This is a genomic window from Ralstonia flaminis (assembly GCF_958415495.1).
In the GTDB taxonomy this organism is placed as follows: domain Bacteria; phylum Pseudomonadota; class Gammaproteobacteria; order Burkholderiales; family Burkholderiaceae; genus Ralstonia; species Ralstonia flaminis.
The window spans coordinates 1-16,095 of the sequence record NZ_CATZLL010000004.1 but is presented as its reverse complement, the minus strand read 5'-3'; the positions used below and the strand labels follow the sequence as shown (position 1 = coordinate 16,095).

Below are 16,095 nucleotides of genomic sequence, written 5' to 3'. Positions count from 1 at the left end.
ATTGAACCTGATCTACAAAACCAAATACAGCAACGTTAGACACCTGACGATTGTGGTGGCTGAGACATGCCGCGGCGGAGGCAAGACCGGCACGACACGGGGCAAGACCGTTGGTGCACATGTCTTGAAAGCAGGTGGGGTTCGGCACAGGAAGTCCGTCGTCGTGTTGGCGTTGGCGGCTCTGCTCAGCGGTACCGCCCATGCGCAATACACGAATGGCACGTTTGGCTCGGCGACGGGCACAGCAGTGGCAATCGGCAGCGGTGCCGGTGGGAATGCCGCAAGCGCATCGGGTGCGGCTTCTGTTGCAATCGGCAGCGGCGCGACCGCTACGGGCGGCTCAACGAGTGCTGGCGCCATCGCCATCGGTAGTGCAAAGGCCGGTACGTCGGGCATTGCCTATCAGAACGGTGCCATCGCCATCGGCCAGGGCGCCCAAGCGTTGAGCAGTAACCCCACTGGCGGCACATCGCCGATTGCCATCGGCGCGACCTCCAATGCGAACGGCACCGGTTCTCAGGTCGCCATTGGTGACCAAGCGGTGGCAACGGGCGTGGATGCGATTGGGATCGGCGGTCATGCGAACGCCGCTGGCGTCAAGGCAACCGGCAACGAGTCCACCGCAATCGGCCAGTCTTCTGCCGCCACAAATACAGGGTCTGTTGCGCTGGGCTACTCCGCTACTTCGTCCGGTGTCGGCTCGGTGGCGTTGGGCGGCAACGGCACGGTTGGCTCCAGTGCGGCGGGCGATGCGTCGTTTGCCGTGGGCGGTGGCGCTTCGGCCGCGACGGCGGGGGCAATTGCACTGGGTTCCGCTGGCGCGGGAGGGGTCGCTGCGGGTGGCGCTGGCGCGCAGGCGAAATCGGGTGTGGGCGTGATCGCGATCGGTGCTGGCGGCACAGGTGGTTCGGCCGCGGGCGCAACCGGAGGTGCAGGTGCCACGGCAACTGGCTCGGGCGCGATTGCGCTGGGTGATGGCGGTGCGGGGGGCTTTGCAGCAGCAGGCTTGGGTGGCGCAGGCGCCGTGGCCAGCGGCACAAGCGCTATCGCTATTGGCTCGGGTACGGCGGGGTCCACGACTGCGGGCTTGGCCGGGGCGTCGGCCACGGGCAGCAGTGCAATTGCCATTGGAGTTGGCTCTTCGAGTGCGGGGGCCGGTGCATCGGCGATCGGCACATCCGCATCCGCCGTCGGGGGGAACAGTCTTGCTCTCGGCAACGGCGCGGTCGCCAACTTTACGAAGGATGTGGCACTGGGCTCGGGTTCCACCACGGCGGCCGCCGTAAGTACGCCAAGCGTGACCGTGGCAGGCGTGACCTATGCCGTAGCAGGCACGGGCCCGACCAGCACGGTCAGCGTCGGCGCATCCGGCGCGGAGCGCACCATCACCAATGTGGCAGCGGGACGTGTCAGTGCAACCAGCACGGACGCAGTGAATGGCTCGGAACTGTATGCCACCAATCAGGCCGTCGGCGCAGTCAATACGGTTGCCAACATGGGGTGGAACCTAACCACGGCGCAAACCGGTACGGGCACGGCCACAGGCACCTCCGTGACCAATGTGCCCCCCGGTGGCACTGCGACGTTCACCGCAGGCAACAACATTGCCATCACACAAAACGGTTCCAACATTGAACTGTCAACCAGCATGACGCCGACGTTCACGAGCGTGACGACTGGCAACAGCATGCTGAACACCAATGGCCTGACGATCACGGGCGGACCGAGCGTGACGAGTACGGGCATCAATGGCGGCGGTCTGGCAGTGACCAACATCGCGCCGGGCGTGAACGGCACCGATGCGGTTGACGTGAACCAGCTCAATGCCGCCGTGCAGGCAGCCTCAGGTGCTGGTTGGAAGGTCAGCGCGCAGGGTGCGAACGCTACGGCCGTCTCTTCGGCGAGTCCGACGGGGGCAACCGTTGACCTGAACAACACAGATGGCAACGTCGTGGTGAGCAAGTCAGCGACAAGCAACAACGTCACCTTCAACCTGGCCAACAACGTCAACGTGGCAGGCAGCGTGACGGTGGGGCCGGCAGCCAGCGGCACGAGCATCACCTCGACAGGAGTGACCACCAATGGTGGTAGCGGTCCAAGCCTGACCATTACGGGCATCAATGCAGCCAACACTGTCATCACCAACGTGGCAAAAGGGCAGGTTTCTGCTACCAGCACGGATGCCGTCAACGGCTCGCAGCTCTACGCGACCAACCAGACGATCAACAATCTTGTCAGTTCCGTGGCAAATGGCGGAGTGGGGCCGGTGCAATACAGCAATCCGTCTTCGCCCACGACACCCAACGGAGGTACGCCGTCGCAAGACCTGACACTGGTGGGCGCCGCAACCGGGCCGGTGACATTGCACAACCTGGCCCCCGGCGTAGCGCAGACGGATGCAGTGAACGTCGGGCAACTCGGCAGCGCTGTGGCTGGTCTGGGCGGCGGGGCATCCATCAACCCGTCGACCGGAGCGGTCACTGGGCCAACCTACACCGTCAGTAACGCCAACGGTACAACGTCCACCGTCAATAACGTGGGTGCGGCGCTGGACGCAATCAACAGCACGGGCATCAAGTACTTCCATGCCAACAGCACGGCTCTGGACAGCCAGGCATTGGGCATAGATAGCGTGGCAATCGGTCCGAATGCCATCTCCAACTATGCCGGTGACATTGCACTGGGCGCTGGCAGCGTGACCGCTGCCACGGTTGCTACGCCCTCTGCCACGATCAACGGAACGCTCTACACGTTTGCCGGTGGTGCCCCGACCAGCACAGTCAGCGTAGGCGTGCCGGGTGCTGAGCGCACCATCACCAATGTGGCAGCGGGGCGGATCAACTCAAGCAGCACGGATGCAATCAACGGCTCGCAATTGAGCGCCGCCGATCAGGCCATTACAGCGCTGAGCGACAAGGTCAACAGCCTCGGCTCGACGGTGGCAAACAACCTTGGGGGCGGTTCGAGCTACAACACGTCGACCGGCGCGGTGACTTCGCCAACGTACGGCAACGCAGGTAACGGCAGCGGCGGGTTGGGTAACAACGTCGGTGGGGGGGCGGGGCCAGCGGCCAATGTGTCGTCAGGCCTGCTGGCTGCGGCCAATACCTGGATCACCGGCAATCCGACCACCTATACGGCCCCCCTGGCCACCGGAGCAAATAGCACTGCTGCTGGCAGCGGTGCCGTCAGCACGGGCAACAACTCTGTTGCGTTGGGCAGCAACTCCAGCGATAGCGGGCGGGCAAACGTCGTGAGTGTGGGGGCAGCCGGAGCCGAGCGGCAGATCACCAATGTTGCTGCCGGCACGCAGGGTACGGATGCAGTCAACCTGAGCCAGCTCAACTCCGCGATCGGCCAGTCGAATGCCAACGTGACGCAGCAACTCAATGGCTTGCAGCAGAACGTCAACAACGTGGCACGTAACGCCTATGCCGGGGTTGCGGCGGCAACCGCGCTGACGATGATCCCCGACGTCGACAAGGACAAAACGCTCTCGCTCGGCATCGGCTCGGGCTTCTACCACGGCTATCAGGCCGTGGCCGTGGGTGGCACTGCCCGTGTGACCGAGAACATCAAGGTTCGGGCCGGAGTCAGCACGAGCCCCGGCAATGGCACGACATTCGGCATGGGCGCATCAATGCAGTGGTAAACCGCAAAACCCAATCCACAGAGCTCCTCAGCACACATCCACCATGAAGACATCCGCTAGTTGGGTATTGACCCTTGCCGTACCGCTGGCCGCGTGTTCAAGCGCGTCAGGGCCAACCTTCAACGCTTACCAGATCAACCCGCAAGACGGCGTGCCAACGTACCGCGTCGAATGCCATGGCCTGCTCCAGGGGCAGGGCGTCTGCACCGACAAGGCGAAAGAGATTTGCGGCGACCAGCCTGTGCACCCGCTTGAGCCGGTGACGCCGTTCGGCCGCAGCACAGATGTGCGTACATTGACCTTCCAGTGCGGGCCGACTCCTGCCAAACCCGTCACGGCGATGGAGCCGGCGCCAGTGCCAATTGCTATGCCGGCTGTGGTCAAACGGCTTGATCTGGGTGGGGATGCCAACTTTGATACCGACAAGGCCACGCTCACGCCTGCGGCCAAACGCGAGCTGGATCAGCTTGTTGCTGATAGCCGTGGCATCACCTTCAAGCACGGCGAGATCAGCGGCTATACAGATTCGCGTGCCTCCGCTGCGCACAACCTTGCACTCTCACAGCGCCGTGCCGACAGCGTGGCGACCTACCTGCGCGAGCAAGGCCTGCAATGCGACGATTTGATCGTGCGTGGCTTCGGTAAGGACAACCCGGTTGCTTCCAACACCACGGCAGCAGGGCGCGCGATGAACCGCCGGGTCGAGATCCGCCTGATCCCGTCTTGACCGATAGCGTGAGTCAGCACGGTGCTGCCAAAACAAAAACGGCGCCAATGCGCCGTTTTTTTCGAGATGTGCCTTTGCGGCTGGGCTGAAGATTCAGCCGCGGGGGTTAGCCGAGGTACGAGCCCGACTTGCCAACCACTTCAGCGTATTGCAGGTTGTCGTCCCAACCCTTGCGGAAGTAGTGGATCACGGCTTGCAGCAGCGACGGGCGGCGAGCGGCTTGAACTTGGGCTTGGCCGGCGAACTTCGGGGTGTAATAGGCTTGCTGGATCATGATGTTTTCTCTCGTTGCGTTATCTAGGGTTTTCCCGAGTATAGGGTTATCCCTAGGCTTGAGCAATGATCCGGCGCAACCTTTCAGTCCATTCTGAACATCACTGGAAGTAAATAATCGGTCAGGCGGGCCATTGCTGCGTGGTGCAGTGGATTCCGCCGCCGCCCGCCGCAATCGGGTCAATGTTGACCTGCACCACGCGGCGACCCGGAAAAGCCGCCGCAATGCGTTGCTTGGCCAGTGCATCCGCCTGACTGTCGCCAAACTCAGGGATCACCACACCGCCGTTGCACACGTAGAAGTTGACGTAGCCGGCCGCAAAGTCACGGTTGTCGAAGGCCGGGCGGACTTGCTGCGGCGCCGGCAACTCAATGACGGTAAGTGGCTTGTTGTCCGCATCCGTGGCCTGACGCAGGATCTGCAGGTGCTGGCGGGTGACTGCATGGTCGTACGACGTGGGATCGGTATCGCTGGCGGCGAACACCGTGCCCGGGCGCGCAAACCGTGCATAGAAGTCGATATGGCCGTCAGTGATGTCGCGGCCGGCAATGCCCGGCAGCCAGATGATCTTGCGCAGGCCCAGCAGATTCTTGAGCGCCTGCTCGCAGTCGGGCTTGGTCAGGCTCGGATTGCGGTTGCGGTTGAGCACGCAGCTTTCCGCCAGGATGGCCGTGCCGTTACCGTCCACCTCGATGGCGCCGCCCTCCAGTACCAGCTTGGTGCCGATCAAGCGGGCGTGGGTATGGCTCGCCACACCAGCCGCCACCTGGCTGTCGAGCGTGTGCACCTGCTTGCCGCCCCAGCCGCTGAAGTTGAAGTTGACGGCACCCAACTCGCCGCGCGGGCCCTTTACGAAAACCGGGCCGGAATCGCGCATCCACAAGTCATCGACGGCCTGCACGATCAGATTGACGCGTGAATCACATTTCTGGCGTGCCGTGGCCAGGTCGTGTTCCCCGACCAGCATATGTACCGGCTCGAACTGGATGATCGCGTTGGCGATGCGAGCCAGCGCATCCTGCACCGGCCCCTTGAGCCGATTGCCCCAGATGGCATCCGATGCGGCAAAGGCCATCCAGGTGCCGACGTGCGGCTGGGCCTCGTCCGGCATGGTCCAGGCCTCCGACGATGGCAGGGGCCTGGAGGCGGGCCCGTCTTCCTGCCCGATGCTTTCGCCGCAGGCGCCGAGCATCGAGGCAGCCATGACGGAGTAGGCGGTGGAAATGGAGGTATGGAGGAACTGGCGTCGGGTGCGGGACATGGGAAAACGACGGGGCAAGTCACGTGTTGTTAAGTTGGCGCATTGTGCCCATGACAAGTCTTGAAGAAAATTGAGCTTTATTGCCTCTATTAATCAATTTATCTCATGGCTAATCCAAAGATCCCTTCACTCCGCTTGCTGATGGGTTTCGAGGCGGCTGCACGTCACGGCAATTTCTCGCGCGCTGCCGATGAGCTGTGCCTGTCGCAATCGGCCGTCAGCCATCAAGTCCAGCAGTTGGAGGAGCAACTGGGGCAGCCACTGTTCCGGCGCCTCGGCCGCGGGGTGGAGCTGACGGTGGCCGGAGAGGTACTGCAGCGCAGCGTGCAACGCTCGGTCGACACCTTGCGCAGCGGCCTGGGGCGCATTGCCACGTATCTCGACCCCGGGCTGGTGACGTTGGTCGCGCCGGCGCCGCTGCTGCACGGTTGGCTCATGCCGCGTATCGGCGCGTTGCGCGCGGCCGTGCCGGGCCTGTGCCCCTTGTTGTCTTGCGATGAATCTGCGCGGTTCGTTGACGAGATCGACGTGGACATCGTCATCAGCGATCGGCCATTGCCGCAAGCCAACCTGCAACAGCAGCCGTTGCTGACTGACGCCTGGGTGACCGTTGCCAGCCGCAGCGTTGCCGAACGGCTCGCGCAGGTGCCCCTTGAGCGCCATCCAGAACACACCGGGGTGGTCTGCTCGGAGCATGACCTGACCAGCGACCAGACTGCCGCCGTATTCCGTGGACCACTGGCCGGCTTTGCGCGGCATGCCATCTTTGATGACACCCGGCTTGTGCTCGACGCCGTTGAACGCGGAGAAGGCATCGCCTGCCTGTCACAGACCCTGGCCGAGGGCGGGCTGCGCGCGGGCACGCTGGTTGCACTGCCGGGCTATGCGCGCTCGCAAGGCGTGACGTGGTGGATGTCGCGCGTGGCGGGCGAGCCGCGGTCTCCATATGTGGCGCAGTTCTTTGATTGGCTGGCGGTGCAGGGCGCCGCTCACACCGAGCAGATCGACTGAGTGGCGGCTGAATGTGATTTAAAAATATCTTTTTCGAGAAATACCAAAGATTTTTTAACTGCGCGTTCTGTGCAGGAGCTTGGGTGTCCGGCGAAGAAGTGCGCTTCTTCTTGCTTTTTCTTTTTATGTGACGCCAATTTCATTCAACGTGCGGGCTTGTTCTTTGATCAACATGCCCCCTACCATACGCCGCCGAATCCCCCGGTTCTGTTTCGAGGAGGCCTCGTATGGCGTACCCCCCCATTCCCGTGCCCGCCGACGGCGCGCCCAGCGCCAACACGGCGTGGCAAGCGCGCAGCCGTGCAGCCGTCTGGCACCCGTGCACGCAAAACGCACGGCTCGATGCCATGCCGCCGCTGCCCATCGCACGCGGCCAGGGGCCATGGCTGATCGACTTTGACGGCAAGCGCTATCTGGACGGCACCAGCTCGTGGTGGGTCAACCTGTTCGGTCATGCCAATCCGCACATCAATGCGGCGCTCAAGACGCAGCTCGATTCGCTGGAGCACGTGATGCTGGCCGGCGCCACGCACCGCCCGGCGGTGGAGTTGGCGGAGCGCTTGATTGGTCTGACTGGCGGTGCGCTTGGCCACAGCTTCTTCGGCTCGGATGGCGCGTCCGCGGTGGAAATCGCGCTCAAGATGAGTTTCCACGCGCACCGGAACGCAGGGCAGGGCGCGCGCAACCGCTTCATCTGCCTGGAACACGGCTACCACGGCGAAACGCTCGGCGCGCTGGGTGTGACCGATGTGGCGATCTTCCGCGATGCGTATGACCCGCTGATCCTGCAATCGCACCGCGTGCCGTCACCCGATGCTCGGCTGGCCGGTCCGGGCGAAACCGCCGCCGACGTCGCCGAACGCGCGCTGACCGCGTTGCGCGACTGCCTGAGCGCGAACGCCGGCACCATCGCCGCCGTCATCATCGAGCCGCTGGTGCAGTGCGCGGCCGGCATGGCCATGCACGACGTGAGCTACCTGCGTGGCGTGCGTGCGCTGTGCGACGCGTTTGGCGTGCATTGGATTGCCGATGAAATTGCTGTCGGCTGCGGCCGCACCGGCACCTTTTTCGCGTGCGAGCAGGCCGGCGTGTGGCCGGATCTGTTGTGCCTGTCCAAGGGCATCAGTGGCGGGTATCTGCCGCTGTCGATCGTGCTGTCGCGCGATGCCATCTACAACGCGTTCAACGACGACGCACCGGTGCGCAGCTTCCTGCATTCGCATTCGTACACGGGCAATCCGCTGGCCTGCCGTGCGGCGCTTGCCACGCTGGACCTGTTTGCGGAGGAGGACGTATTCGCCCGCAACCGCGTGACCGCCGCGCGCATCGCGCAGGGGCTGGCGCCGCTGTCGCACGATGCACGATTTGCACATCTGCGGCAGACCGGGATGATCACCGCGTTTGACGTGCACCCCGATGTGGCTGGCGCGCGCTTTGCCGAACGCTTTGCGTTGACTGCACGCACGCACGGCCTGCTGCTGCGCCCCATCGGTAACACCGTCTATCTGTTGCCGCCCTACGTGTTGACCGACGAAGAAACCGACACCCTGGTCGAGCGCACGCTGCAAACCCTGGAAGACACGCTCGCCCATGCTGGCGATGCGTACGAAGGAGAAACCTATGCGATTGCTTGACGACCTGCAGGCGGGCCTGGACGCCATCGACGCCGCTCACTTGCGTCGCGTGCGCCGCACCGCGTACAGCCCGACCGACCGCAGCCAGCGCATCAGCGTGCCCGGCTCCGAGCCACGCGACATTCTTGGCTTCTGCGGTAACGACTACCTTGGCCTTGCCGCGCATCCTGCCTTGGTTGAGGCGATGGCGGAGGGCGCGCGGCAGTATGGTTTCGGCAGCGGGGCATCGCACCTCGTCAGCGGGCATTCCATTGCCCATGCCCGGCTGGAGGCCCGCATGGCGGCGCAGCAGGCACCGCACATTCCCGAGGCCGACGCGCTGTTCTTCTGCACCGGCTATATGGCCAACCTGGCTGTGGTGAGTGCCATGGCGCAGGCCGGCGGCATTCGTCCGGCAGAAGAATGCTCGATCTTTTCCGATGCGTTGAACCACGCCTCGCTCATTGACGGCGCGCGGTTGTCGCGGGCACCCGTCAAGGTGTATCCGCACGTCGATCTGGCTGCGCTGGAAGCGCAACTGGCCGCCAGCACGAGCCGCAATAAGCTGATCGTGACCGACGGCGTATTCAGCATGGATGGCGACATCGCGCCGCTGCCCGAGTTGCTGGCGCTTGCCGAGCGCTTTGACGCGTGGCTGATCGTGGATGACGCACATGGATTGGGCGTGCTCGGCACGGACGGCGTAGGTGTGCTGTCGCACTTCGGCTTGCACTCGGAGCGCATCCTCTACATCGGCACGTTCGGCAAGGCGGCCGGCGGATCGGGAGCGGCCATCGTGGCACACCGCAAGGTGATCGATTGGCTGGTCCAGCGTGCACGCACCTATATCTTTACGACGGCCACACCCCCGGCAATCGCCTGCGCTGTTGAGGCCGCACTCGACGTGATTGCGAGCGAGGAGGGCGCTGAACGCCGTGCGCGCCTTAACCGCCATATCTCTGTGTGGAGCGCACACGCACAGCGCCTGGCAACCCGCTTCGGCTGGCAGTGGATGCCATCGCCCACGGCCATTCAGCCCATCGTCATCGGCGAGAACGCGCCTGCACTGGAGCTGGCTGCCGCACTGGAGCGCGAAGGCATCCGCATCGCGGCCATCCGCCCGCCGACGGTGCCGGCCGGTACGGCGCGACTGCGCATCACGCTGTCGGCCGCGCACACTGATGACGACATCGAGCGGTTGGCACAGGCGCTGGAAGCGGCCGGCCAAGCGCTGCACTCGCCTGCCAAGGCTGCCTGATATGCCACCTCGCTTCGACTGTTTCGTGACCGGCACCGATACCGAGATCGGCAAGACGCTGGTCAGCGCCGCATTGCTGACCAAGTTGGCAGATGCTGGTTACCGCAGCGCCGGCCTTAAGCCGATTGCGGCTGGAACGCTGCCCGGCGCGCCAACGCGCACGAATGAAGACATCGAGCAACTACGCGCCGCCGCCTCGATTGATCTGCCGCTTGCAACGATTTGCCCGTGGCTGCTGGATGCGCCGATGTCGCCGCATTTGGCGGCTGCACGCGAAGGCGTAACGATTGCGCTGCCGCCCATTCTCGATGCGTTCGTGCAGGCCGGGTCGCTGGCCGATGCCGTGGTGGTGGAGGGCGTAGGCGGCTTTCGCGTGCCGTTGTCCGACGACTTTGATACGGCAGAAATGGCCGTGGCGCTGGGCCTGCCGGTGGTGCTGGTGGTCGGACTGCGTCTGGGCTGCCTGAACCACGCAGCGCTGACCGCCGAGGCGATTGCCGCGCGTGGGCTGCATCTGGCGGGCTGGGTTGGAAACGTGGTCGATCCGGCCATGGCCGGCCTGGACGATAACGTCGCAACCCTGCGCCGCTGGATCGGGGCGCCGCATCTGGGCACCATTCCCCGCCTGCCGCGGGCGGACGCACGCCTCGCTGCAGTGCATCTCGACATCGCACCGTTGCTCGCACGCTGAACCGCCGGCCGGCGCTACACTGTCCACCCTCGAAAGACTGGACGGAGGCGGTTGTCATGCGCGCAATGCGTTGGCTGGCAGCGATGACGGTGGTGGTGCTGGCAGGATGTGCGGCGTTGGAATCCCCCGTGACGAAGGGGCAGCGCCTGGTCGGCAGTGACCAGTCTGCGGTGCAGGCGCAGTTTGGCCCGCCGCGTGAGTCCTACCCGCTGGATGGCGGCACGCGCTGGCTGTATCCCACGCAGCCTTATGGCCAGTTCACCTACGCGGCAGATTTTGATGCCAGCGGCAAGCTGATCGACTTCAAGCAGGTGCTGCGCAGCCTTGAGTTTGCCCAAGCCAAGATTGGTGTCTGGACCAAGGATGACGTGCTGCGGCATTTCGGCAAGCCGGTCGAAACGGCGTACTTCCCCCGCATGGACCGTCTGGTCTGGTCATACCGTTTCAAGTCGGACGACGTCTGGCCGTCGCTGATGCATTTCTACTTTGATCCGGCTGGCGTGCTGCAACTCACGCAGATCACGCCTGACCCGCTGTACGACCCGGATCGCCCGCGCCTTTTCCGTCGATAGGCCGCGCGTTGATCCAGCGCAACCCATTTGTGCGCTCAGGGTTCCTCCGGCATTGCGCGCCTTGTCCGACGACCTAAGCTAGGAAATAGGAGAGACAGGTATCGCTGGGTACCTGCCAAAACAACCCGCCATCAGAACGGGCACGCGTTGTTGGGGGTGCATCATGCTGACGCATCGCTGGGTCGACATCGACCCGATCGAAGCAGAACACCATCCGCTATATGGCATTGCCGGCTGGCTGCCATGGGTGCTGGCCGTTGCCATTGCGGGGCCGACCTGGGTGTTCTGGCAGGGCTTGTCTATTGATGCGCTGCAGTTGGCTGGCTCTGATCTTTTTGACGCCAACACACCAGGCAGCGGGGCCGTCAATCTGACCACGTTGCTTTACTTGATCTCCTGCGTGACGGTGCTGGTGCTGGCCACCACGCACGACAGCGCATTTCGGCCGGCCATGATCGTACACATGGCGCTGCTGCCCCCGCTGATCGGGCTGATGCTGATGGTGGGTGGTATTCCGGGGGCACGGGCCACCGTGATCGACGGCGTGGTTGTGGCCGTGGCGATGCTGCTGACCTGTGGTGTCTACCTGCAACTCTCACGCCGCGTGCGCGTGACGTTCGAACTACGCGATCGGGCGCCTGCTGAACAGGCCAATCTCAAGCACCCTCAACGGACCGCGGCGGGTTGACCAGCGTCACCATCACGTAGCTCATGATGGTCAGCAGGAACCACGCGCCAAGCTTGGCGATCGACACCATTTCCCAGCCCTGCAACTGGTTCGGATAGAGCCAGGTACGTGTGAATGTGCCGATGTTTTCTGCCAGCCAGATGAATAGCGCCACCAGCGTGAAGCCGAGCAGGAATGGCATGCGCCTATGCACGCAATCAATGCGGAAATGAATCCAGCAGCGGCGGAACGCCACGGCAATCAGCGCCATCAGCACGTAGCGCAAATCCCACCAGTAGTGATGCAGGAAAAAGTTGGCGTAGATGCCCAGCGAGAGCAGGGCAGTGACCACCAGCGGCGGGTGGTGCGAGAACCGCAGATCGAATTCGCGCCACGCCCGCGCGATATAGCTGCCGACCGAGGCATACATGAAGCCGGTAAACAGCGGCACACCTCCGATGCGCAGCAACGACGCCTCCGGATAGATCCACGAGCCGACGGCTGTCTTGAACACCTCCATGCCCGTGCCGGCGACGTGGAACATCAGGATCACCTTGGCTTCATCCCACGTTTCCAGCTTCAGCCAAAGCAGGGCGATCTGAATGATGACCGCAGCAATCGTTAGCGCGTCGTACCGGGCAATTGGCGCATTGGCCGGATACCAGAGGTGTGTAACGATCAGCAGGGCGACCATCAACCCACCAAACAGACAGGACCATGCCTGCTTGATGCCGAAAACGACAAACTCGTGCAGACCCGCTGCCAGCCGGCCGTGGCGCGCGGCCCAAGCGCCACTCAAGTCGCGCCAATACGTAAAGCGGGCCCGCAGGCCCGCTCGTGCTGAAACAATTGCTGCTGGCATTCAGTCGATGCGCGCGAATCGCGGCACCTGACGGCCGTCAACTTCCACCATCTCGTGGAACATCGTCGACGGGCGTGTCCAGATTGTGCCGTTAGCAGCGCGATAGACCGTCATCTTGATGGATGGATCAGGCTCGTACGTGGCCTCGCACAGCCATTCATATTCGCCGCCCTTGTAATGGCGGTAGCGGTGCACCGGGGTGTCTTGCATGGCGGGTTCGGTGCTCAATGTTGCGTGGGCTTGTCTTCTTCGTCCACGTAGGGCGTGTGCTTGCCTTCCTGCGTCTGTGCGCCGAGCTTGGCGTTTTCCATGGCGTCCTGATAGGCCAGCATGGCGGCGGCCACGGCTTCGGGCTCGCCGTTGAACGAGATCACGCTCTCGCCGCAGTTCGGGCACTCGCCACCGAAGATGGCGTGGATGCCGGGCATGTCGCGCGGCTCCATCCCTTCGAATTCGGTAAAGGCAGTCTGGCAGGCGCCGCAGACCAGCTTTTCAGGACGCAGCGCGTCCAGCCGGGCGTGTGCCTGAGTAATGCGTTCGGCTTGCGAGCCGCGTCGTTTGGCTTCGCCCATGGTGGTCTCCTTGATCGGGTGTGCGGGTACGAACGTTGAAGACGGGATCATACCGAAGGGCGATGCCAACAAGATGATTGCGCGGTGATGCCGACTCAGCGTGCAGGGCAGGTTTCGGCCGACACCGCCTCGGATTGCCGTGCCAGGCGCAGCGAAAGCGGAAATGCGATGCATCCGAAGGCGGCTACGCAGGCCACGAATGCCGCCAGTGCGGAAACGGTGCCAGGCAGTGCGGCAACGGTGTAGATGGCTGCCGATCCGGCGGCCAGGTGCATCGCCCCCATCAGACCCGACGCTGCACCCGCCGTAGACGGAAAGCTCGTCACGCCGCCCGCAAACGACAGCGGTATCAGCACGCCATTGGCGAGCGTGATGATGGAGATCGCAAAGATCACCGGCCAGGGCGTGCTCACGCCAGCCAGCGCCACACCCACCAGGCATGCCGCACCGAGCGCAAAGAATGCGTAGCCGATACCCAGCAGCCGATCGAGCGCATACCGGCCTGCAAAGTGCCGCGACACCAGGTTGCTGAAGATGTACGTGACCGACAGGCTGATGTAGCACGTGCTGGCGGCCCTGGGCCCCAACCCCATGTGTTCAAGAATCACGGGGGACGCTGCCAGATAGCCGAGGTAGGCCGCATAGCCGACGCACAGGTTGAGCGCGTACGTCCAGAAGCGCGGCTGACGCAGCAGCATCGGGTAATTGCGGAACGTCATGAACGCGCTGCGCTGCCGGCGCGCCTGGGGCAGGGTCTCCGGGATGTAGAGCAGCATCAGCACGACTGCAGCGACACCCAGGGCGGCTGTCAGCAGGAAGGGCGCACGCCACGAGACGGCATCCGTCAGGTAGCCGCCCACCAGCGGTGCCAGCGCGGGCGACGCCCCGACGATCGGCATGATGGTGGTGAAGATGCGCGCGGCCCGCTTGGCATCGAAGATGTCTCCGATGATGGCGCGGCCGATCACCATTCCGGCCCCGGCGCCGAGCGCCTGGAACACGCGCGCCAGGCCGAACAGAGCCACGCTGGGCGCCAGGGCACAGGCGATCGAAGCCAGCGCATAGACCGCCATGCCGCCAATCACCAGACGCCGACGCCCGTAAGTGTCCGACAGCGCGCCATACAGTGCCTGCGCGACCGCCAGCCCGATCACGTACACGCTGAAGGTCTGCTGCAAGGCTGTAATGGGGGCATCCAGCGCTTGGGCAGCGAGCGGCATGCCGGGCAGGTTGATGTCCGAGGCAACCAGGCCGGACGCACTCAGCAAGACGAGCGTGGTCAGCAGAATGCCCTGGGGAATCGTCAGATGCGGAGTCGGGCCGTGCCGATGTGTGGCGGTATCCATTTCAAGTCCTTTCGCAATCGGTGCGAAGTCGCGATGCGTTGACTCTATGGCCGACCTTATAATGCTGTCCAAGACTGAATTTGGCAGACTTGATGCATCACAGGACTTACCATGGAACTGCAACAGCTCCGGTATTTCGTCGCCGTGGCAGAGACGGAAAACGTTGGGCGTGCCGCTGAGCGGCTGCACATCTCGCAATCGCCGCTCTCGCGCCAGATCCGCCAGTTGGAAGATCACCTCGGGCTGCAATTGTTCGAGCGCGTCAAACAGCGCGTGCGACTGACCACCGCAGGCCGGGATTTTCTCCAGGAGGCTCGCAACCTGCTCGCCCAGGCCGAACGGGTGGAAGAGCAGGCGCGCCAGGCGGGCAGGGGAGAAGCCTGCACGCTCGGTATCGGCTACTGCGAAGGAGTGATCCACAGTGGGAGGCTGCCGGTCGCCCTGCGGCAGTTCCGGGCGGCGTATCCGCGTGTGAACCTGAAGCTGTCGACCATGCGCTCGGGCGAGCAGGCCGAGGCGCTGGAGCGTTCAGCGATCGATGTCGGCTTCGTCTACAACCCGCCAAAACCCGATGGCACCCTGGCCAGCCGTCTGCTGACGCGCGAGCCGTTCGTGCTGGTGGTGGCCGAAGATCATCCGCTGGCCGCTCGGCCCACTGTGACGCCGCAAGACCTGGATGGCTTGCCGTGGATCGCGTTTCCCAAGACGCTCAATCCGGCGGGGCGCGTGCGGCTGCTGGAAGCGTGTGAATCGAGCGGATTCCGCCCGGATATCCAGTTCGAGGCGCCACAGATCTCGATCATTCTGGGGCTGGTCAGCGCCGGTCTGGGGGTGGCCGTCATGCAAGACAGTATCCGGCGCATGAACCCGCCCGGCATCGTGTTCAAGCGGGTCGACTGGCTGCCGCTGGCGGTGGAAGTCCATTTGCTATGGCGGGCACAGGCGCAGAGTGCGGCGCTGTGCAATTTCATGGATGTGCTGGGCGCCCCGGTGTGACGATCGTCAACCGTTGGGTGCCATCAAGGCTGCTATAGTGCGGCCCCGTTTCGCCAATTTCACGCAACTCGATCGATATGTCCGCCATTCCAGCCTGTCCGCTATGCGCTTCTGAAAACACCTATCAGGATGGCGAGCTCTTCATCTGCCCGGATTGCGCGCATGAATGGAACCCTTCGGCGCAGGAAGCCGAAGTGGAAGCCGAGCCCGTGATCAAGGACAGCAACGGCAACATCCTGAACGTTGGCGACTCAGCCACGCTGGTCAAGGACCTCAAGCTCAAGGGTGGGTCGGGCGTGCTCAAGGCCGGCACCAAGATCAAGAACATTCGCTTTGTCTCGGGCGACCATCCGATTGATTGCAAGATCGACGGGGTGAGCTATCTACTGAAGCCGGAGTTTCTGAAGAAGGCTTAGTTGAGACTGGGGCGGGATCAGCATGTGCTGGTCCGCATGTTATTTAACATAATGCAAATTATGCGGTTGATAGCTGTCAGGGCTAAGTTGTAATGTCCGGTTATAGCCAAGTTCAAATGTCCGAGTGACTGGGCGTAGTCTAGCCAGCTCCTGCCAACCGGGAGTTCGCCATGCGTC

General features: G+C 63.6%; 16 protein-coding genes. 10 read left to right on the top strand and 6 right to left on the bottom strand.

Annotation, left to right across the window (positions count from 1 at the left end):
• The first annotated feature begins 172 nt into the window (after positions 1-172).
• A complete protein-coding gene (locus tag R2N11_RS06935; protein WP_316680601.1) occupies positions 173-3,652 on the top strand; it encodes a YadA family autotransporter adhesin in 3,480 nt (1,159 codons plus the stop codon).
• A 43-nt stretch (positions 3,653-3,695) separates the two neighbouring features.
• Positions 3,696-4,379 carry an OmpA family protein gene (locus R2N11_RS06930; RefSeq protein ID WP_316680600.1) on the top strand — a complete coding sequence of 228 codons (684 nt, stop codon included), beginning with the start codon at positions 3,696-3,698 and terminating at the stop codon, positions 4,377-4,379.
• A gap of 106 nt (positions 4,380-4,485) precedes the next feature.
• Here R2N11_RS06930 and R2N11_RS06925 read toward each other — a convergent pair whose 3' ends face one another.
• Positions 4,486-4,653 (bottom strand): hypothetical protein, encoded by a 168-nt coding sequence (locus R2N11_RS06925; protein WP_199030364.1) that lies wholly within the window; start codon positions 4,651-4,653, stop codon positions 4,486-4,488.
• A gap of 121 nt (positions 4,654-4,774) precedes the next feature.
• Positions 4,775-5,914 carry an agmatine deiminase family protein gene (locus R2N11_RS06920; protein WP_199030365.1) on the bottom strand — a complete coding sequence of 380 codons (1,140 nt, stop codon included), beginning with the start codon at positions 5,912-5,914 and terminating at the stop codon, positions 4,775-4,777.
• Between the two features lie 105 nt (positions 5,915-6,019).
• Between R2N11_RS06920 and R2N11_RS06915 the strand changes: the two genes are divergently transcribed.
• From R2N11_RS06915 to R2N11_RS06890, 6 genes are all read left to right on the top strand, one after another.
• Positions 6,020-6,925: a LysR family transcriptional regulator gene (locus R2N11_RS06915; protein WP_199030366.1), complete on the top strand. Its 906-nt coding sequence runs from the start codon at positions 6,020-6,022 to the stop codon at positions 6,923-6,925.
• 227 nt (positions 6,926-7,152) lie between these two features.
• Positions 7,153-8,559 carry an adenosylmethionine--8-amino-7-oxononanoate transaminase gene (bioA, locus tag R2N11_RS06910; protein WP_316680599.1) on the top strand — a complete coding sequence of 469 codons (1,407 nt, stop codon included), beginning with the start codon at positions 7,153-7,155 and terminating at the stop codon, positions 8,557-8,559.
• Entirely contained in the window at positions 8,546-9,796 is a 1,251-nt protein-coding gene (gene bioF, locus R2N11_RS06905; protein WP_316680598.1) for an 8-amino-7-oxononanoate synthase, read from the top strand. Before bioA ends, bioF begins: the two co-directional genes overlap by 14 nt.
• A 1-nt stretch (position 9,797) precedes the next feature.
• The gene (gene bioD / locus R2N11_RS06900; RefSeq protein WP_316680597.1) at positions 9,798-10,487 is read left to right on the top strand and encodes a dethiobiotin synthase; all 690 of its coding nucleotides are present in this window, start codon (positions 9,798-9,800) and stop codon (positions 10,485-10,487) included.
• A 56-nt stretch (positions 10,488-10,543) separates the two neighbouring features.
• A complete protein-coding gene (locus R2N11_RS06895; protein ID WP_316680596.1) occupies positions 10,544-11,059 on the top strand; it encodes a hypothetical protein in 516 nt (171 codons plus the stop codon).
• Between the two features lie 163 nt (positions 11,060-11,222).
• Entirely contained in the window at positions 11,223-11,747 is a 525-nt protein-coding gene (locus tag R2N11_RS06890; protein WP_199030371.1) for a hypothetical protein, read from the top strand.
• Here the strand turns inward: R2N11_RS06890 and R2N11_RS06885 are convergent.
• From R2N11_RS06885 to R2N11_RS06870, 4 genes are all read right to left on the bottom strand, one after another.
• Positions 11,716-12,588, bottom strand: coding sequence for a DUF817 domain-containing protein (locus R2N11_RS06885; RefSeq protein WP_316680595.1), 873 nt, complete (start codon positions 12,586-12,588; stop codon positions 11,716-11,718). The two genes, R2N11_RS06890 and R2N11_RS06885, sit on opposite strands and share 32 nt — an antisense overlap.
• A complete protein-coding gene (locus R2N11_RS06880) occupies positions 12,589-12,798 on the bottom strand; it encodes a DUF1653 domain-containing protein (RefSeq protein WP_021194478.1) in 210 nt (69 codons plus the stop codon).
• Positions 12,799-12,812: 14 nt separating this feature from the next.
• A complete protein-coding gene (locus R2N11_RS06875; protein ID WP_199030373.1) occupies positions 12,813-13,160 on the bottom strand; it encodes a hypothetical protein in 348 nt (115 codons plus the stop codon).
• Positions 13,161-13,255: 95 nt separating this feature from the next.
• Positions 13,256-14,506, bottom strand: coding sequence for a multidrug effflux MFS transporter (locus tag R2N11_RS06870; RefSeq protein ID WP_316680594.1), 1,251 nt, complete (start codon positions 14,504-14,506; stop codon positions 13,256-13,258).
• A gap of 111 nt (positions 14,507-14,617) precedes the next feature.
• On the opposite strand from R2N11_RS06870, the gene R2N11_RS06865 reads away from it, so the two are divergent.
• On the top strand, positions 14,618-15,502 hold the full coding sequence (locus tag R2N11_RS06865) for a LysR substrate-binding domain-containing protein (RefSeq protein WP_316680593.1): 885 nt from the start codon (positions 14,618-14,620) through the stop codon (positions 15,500-15,502).
• Positions 15,503-15,579: 77 nt separating this feature from the next.
• Complete coding sequence (locus tag R2N11_RS06860) at positions 15,580-15,918, top strand: zinc ribbon domain-containing protein YjdM (protein ID WP_199030376.1); 339 nt, start codon at positions 15,580-15,582, stop codon at positions 15,916-15,918.
• The last annotated feature ends 177 nt before the right edge of the window (positions 15,919-16,095 follow it).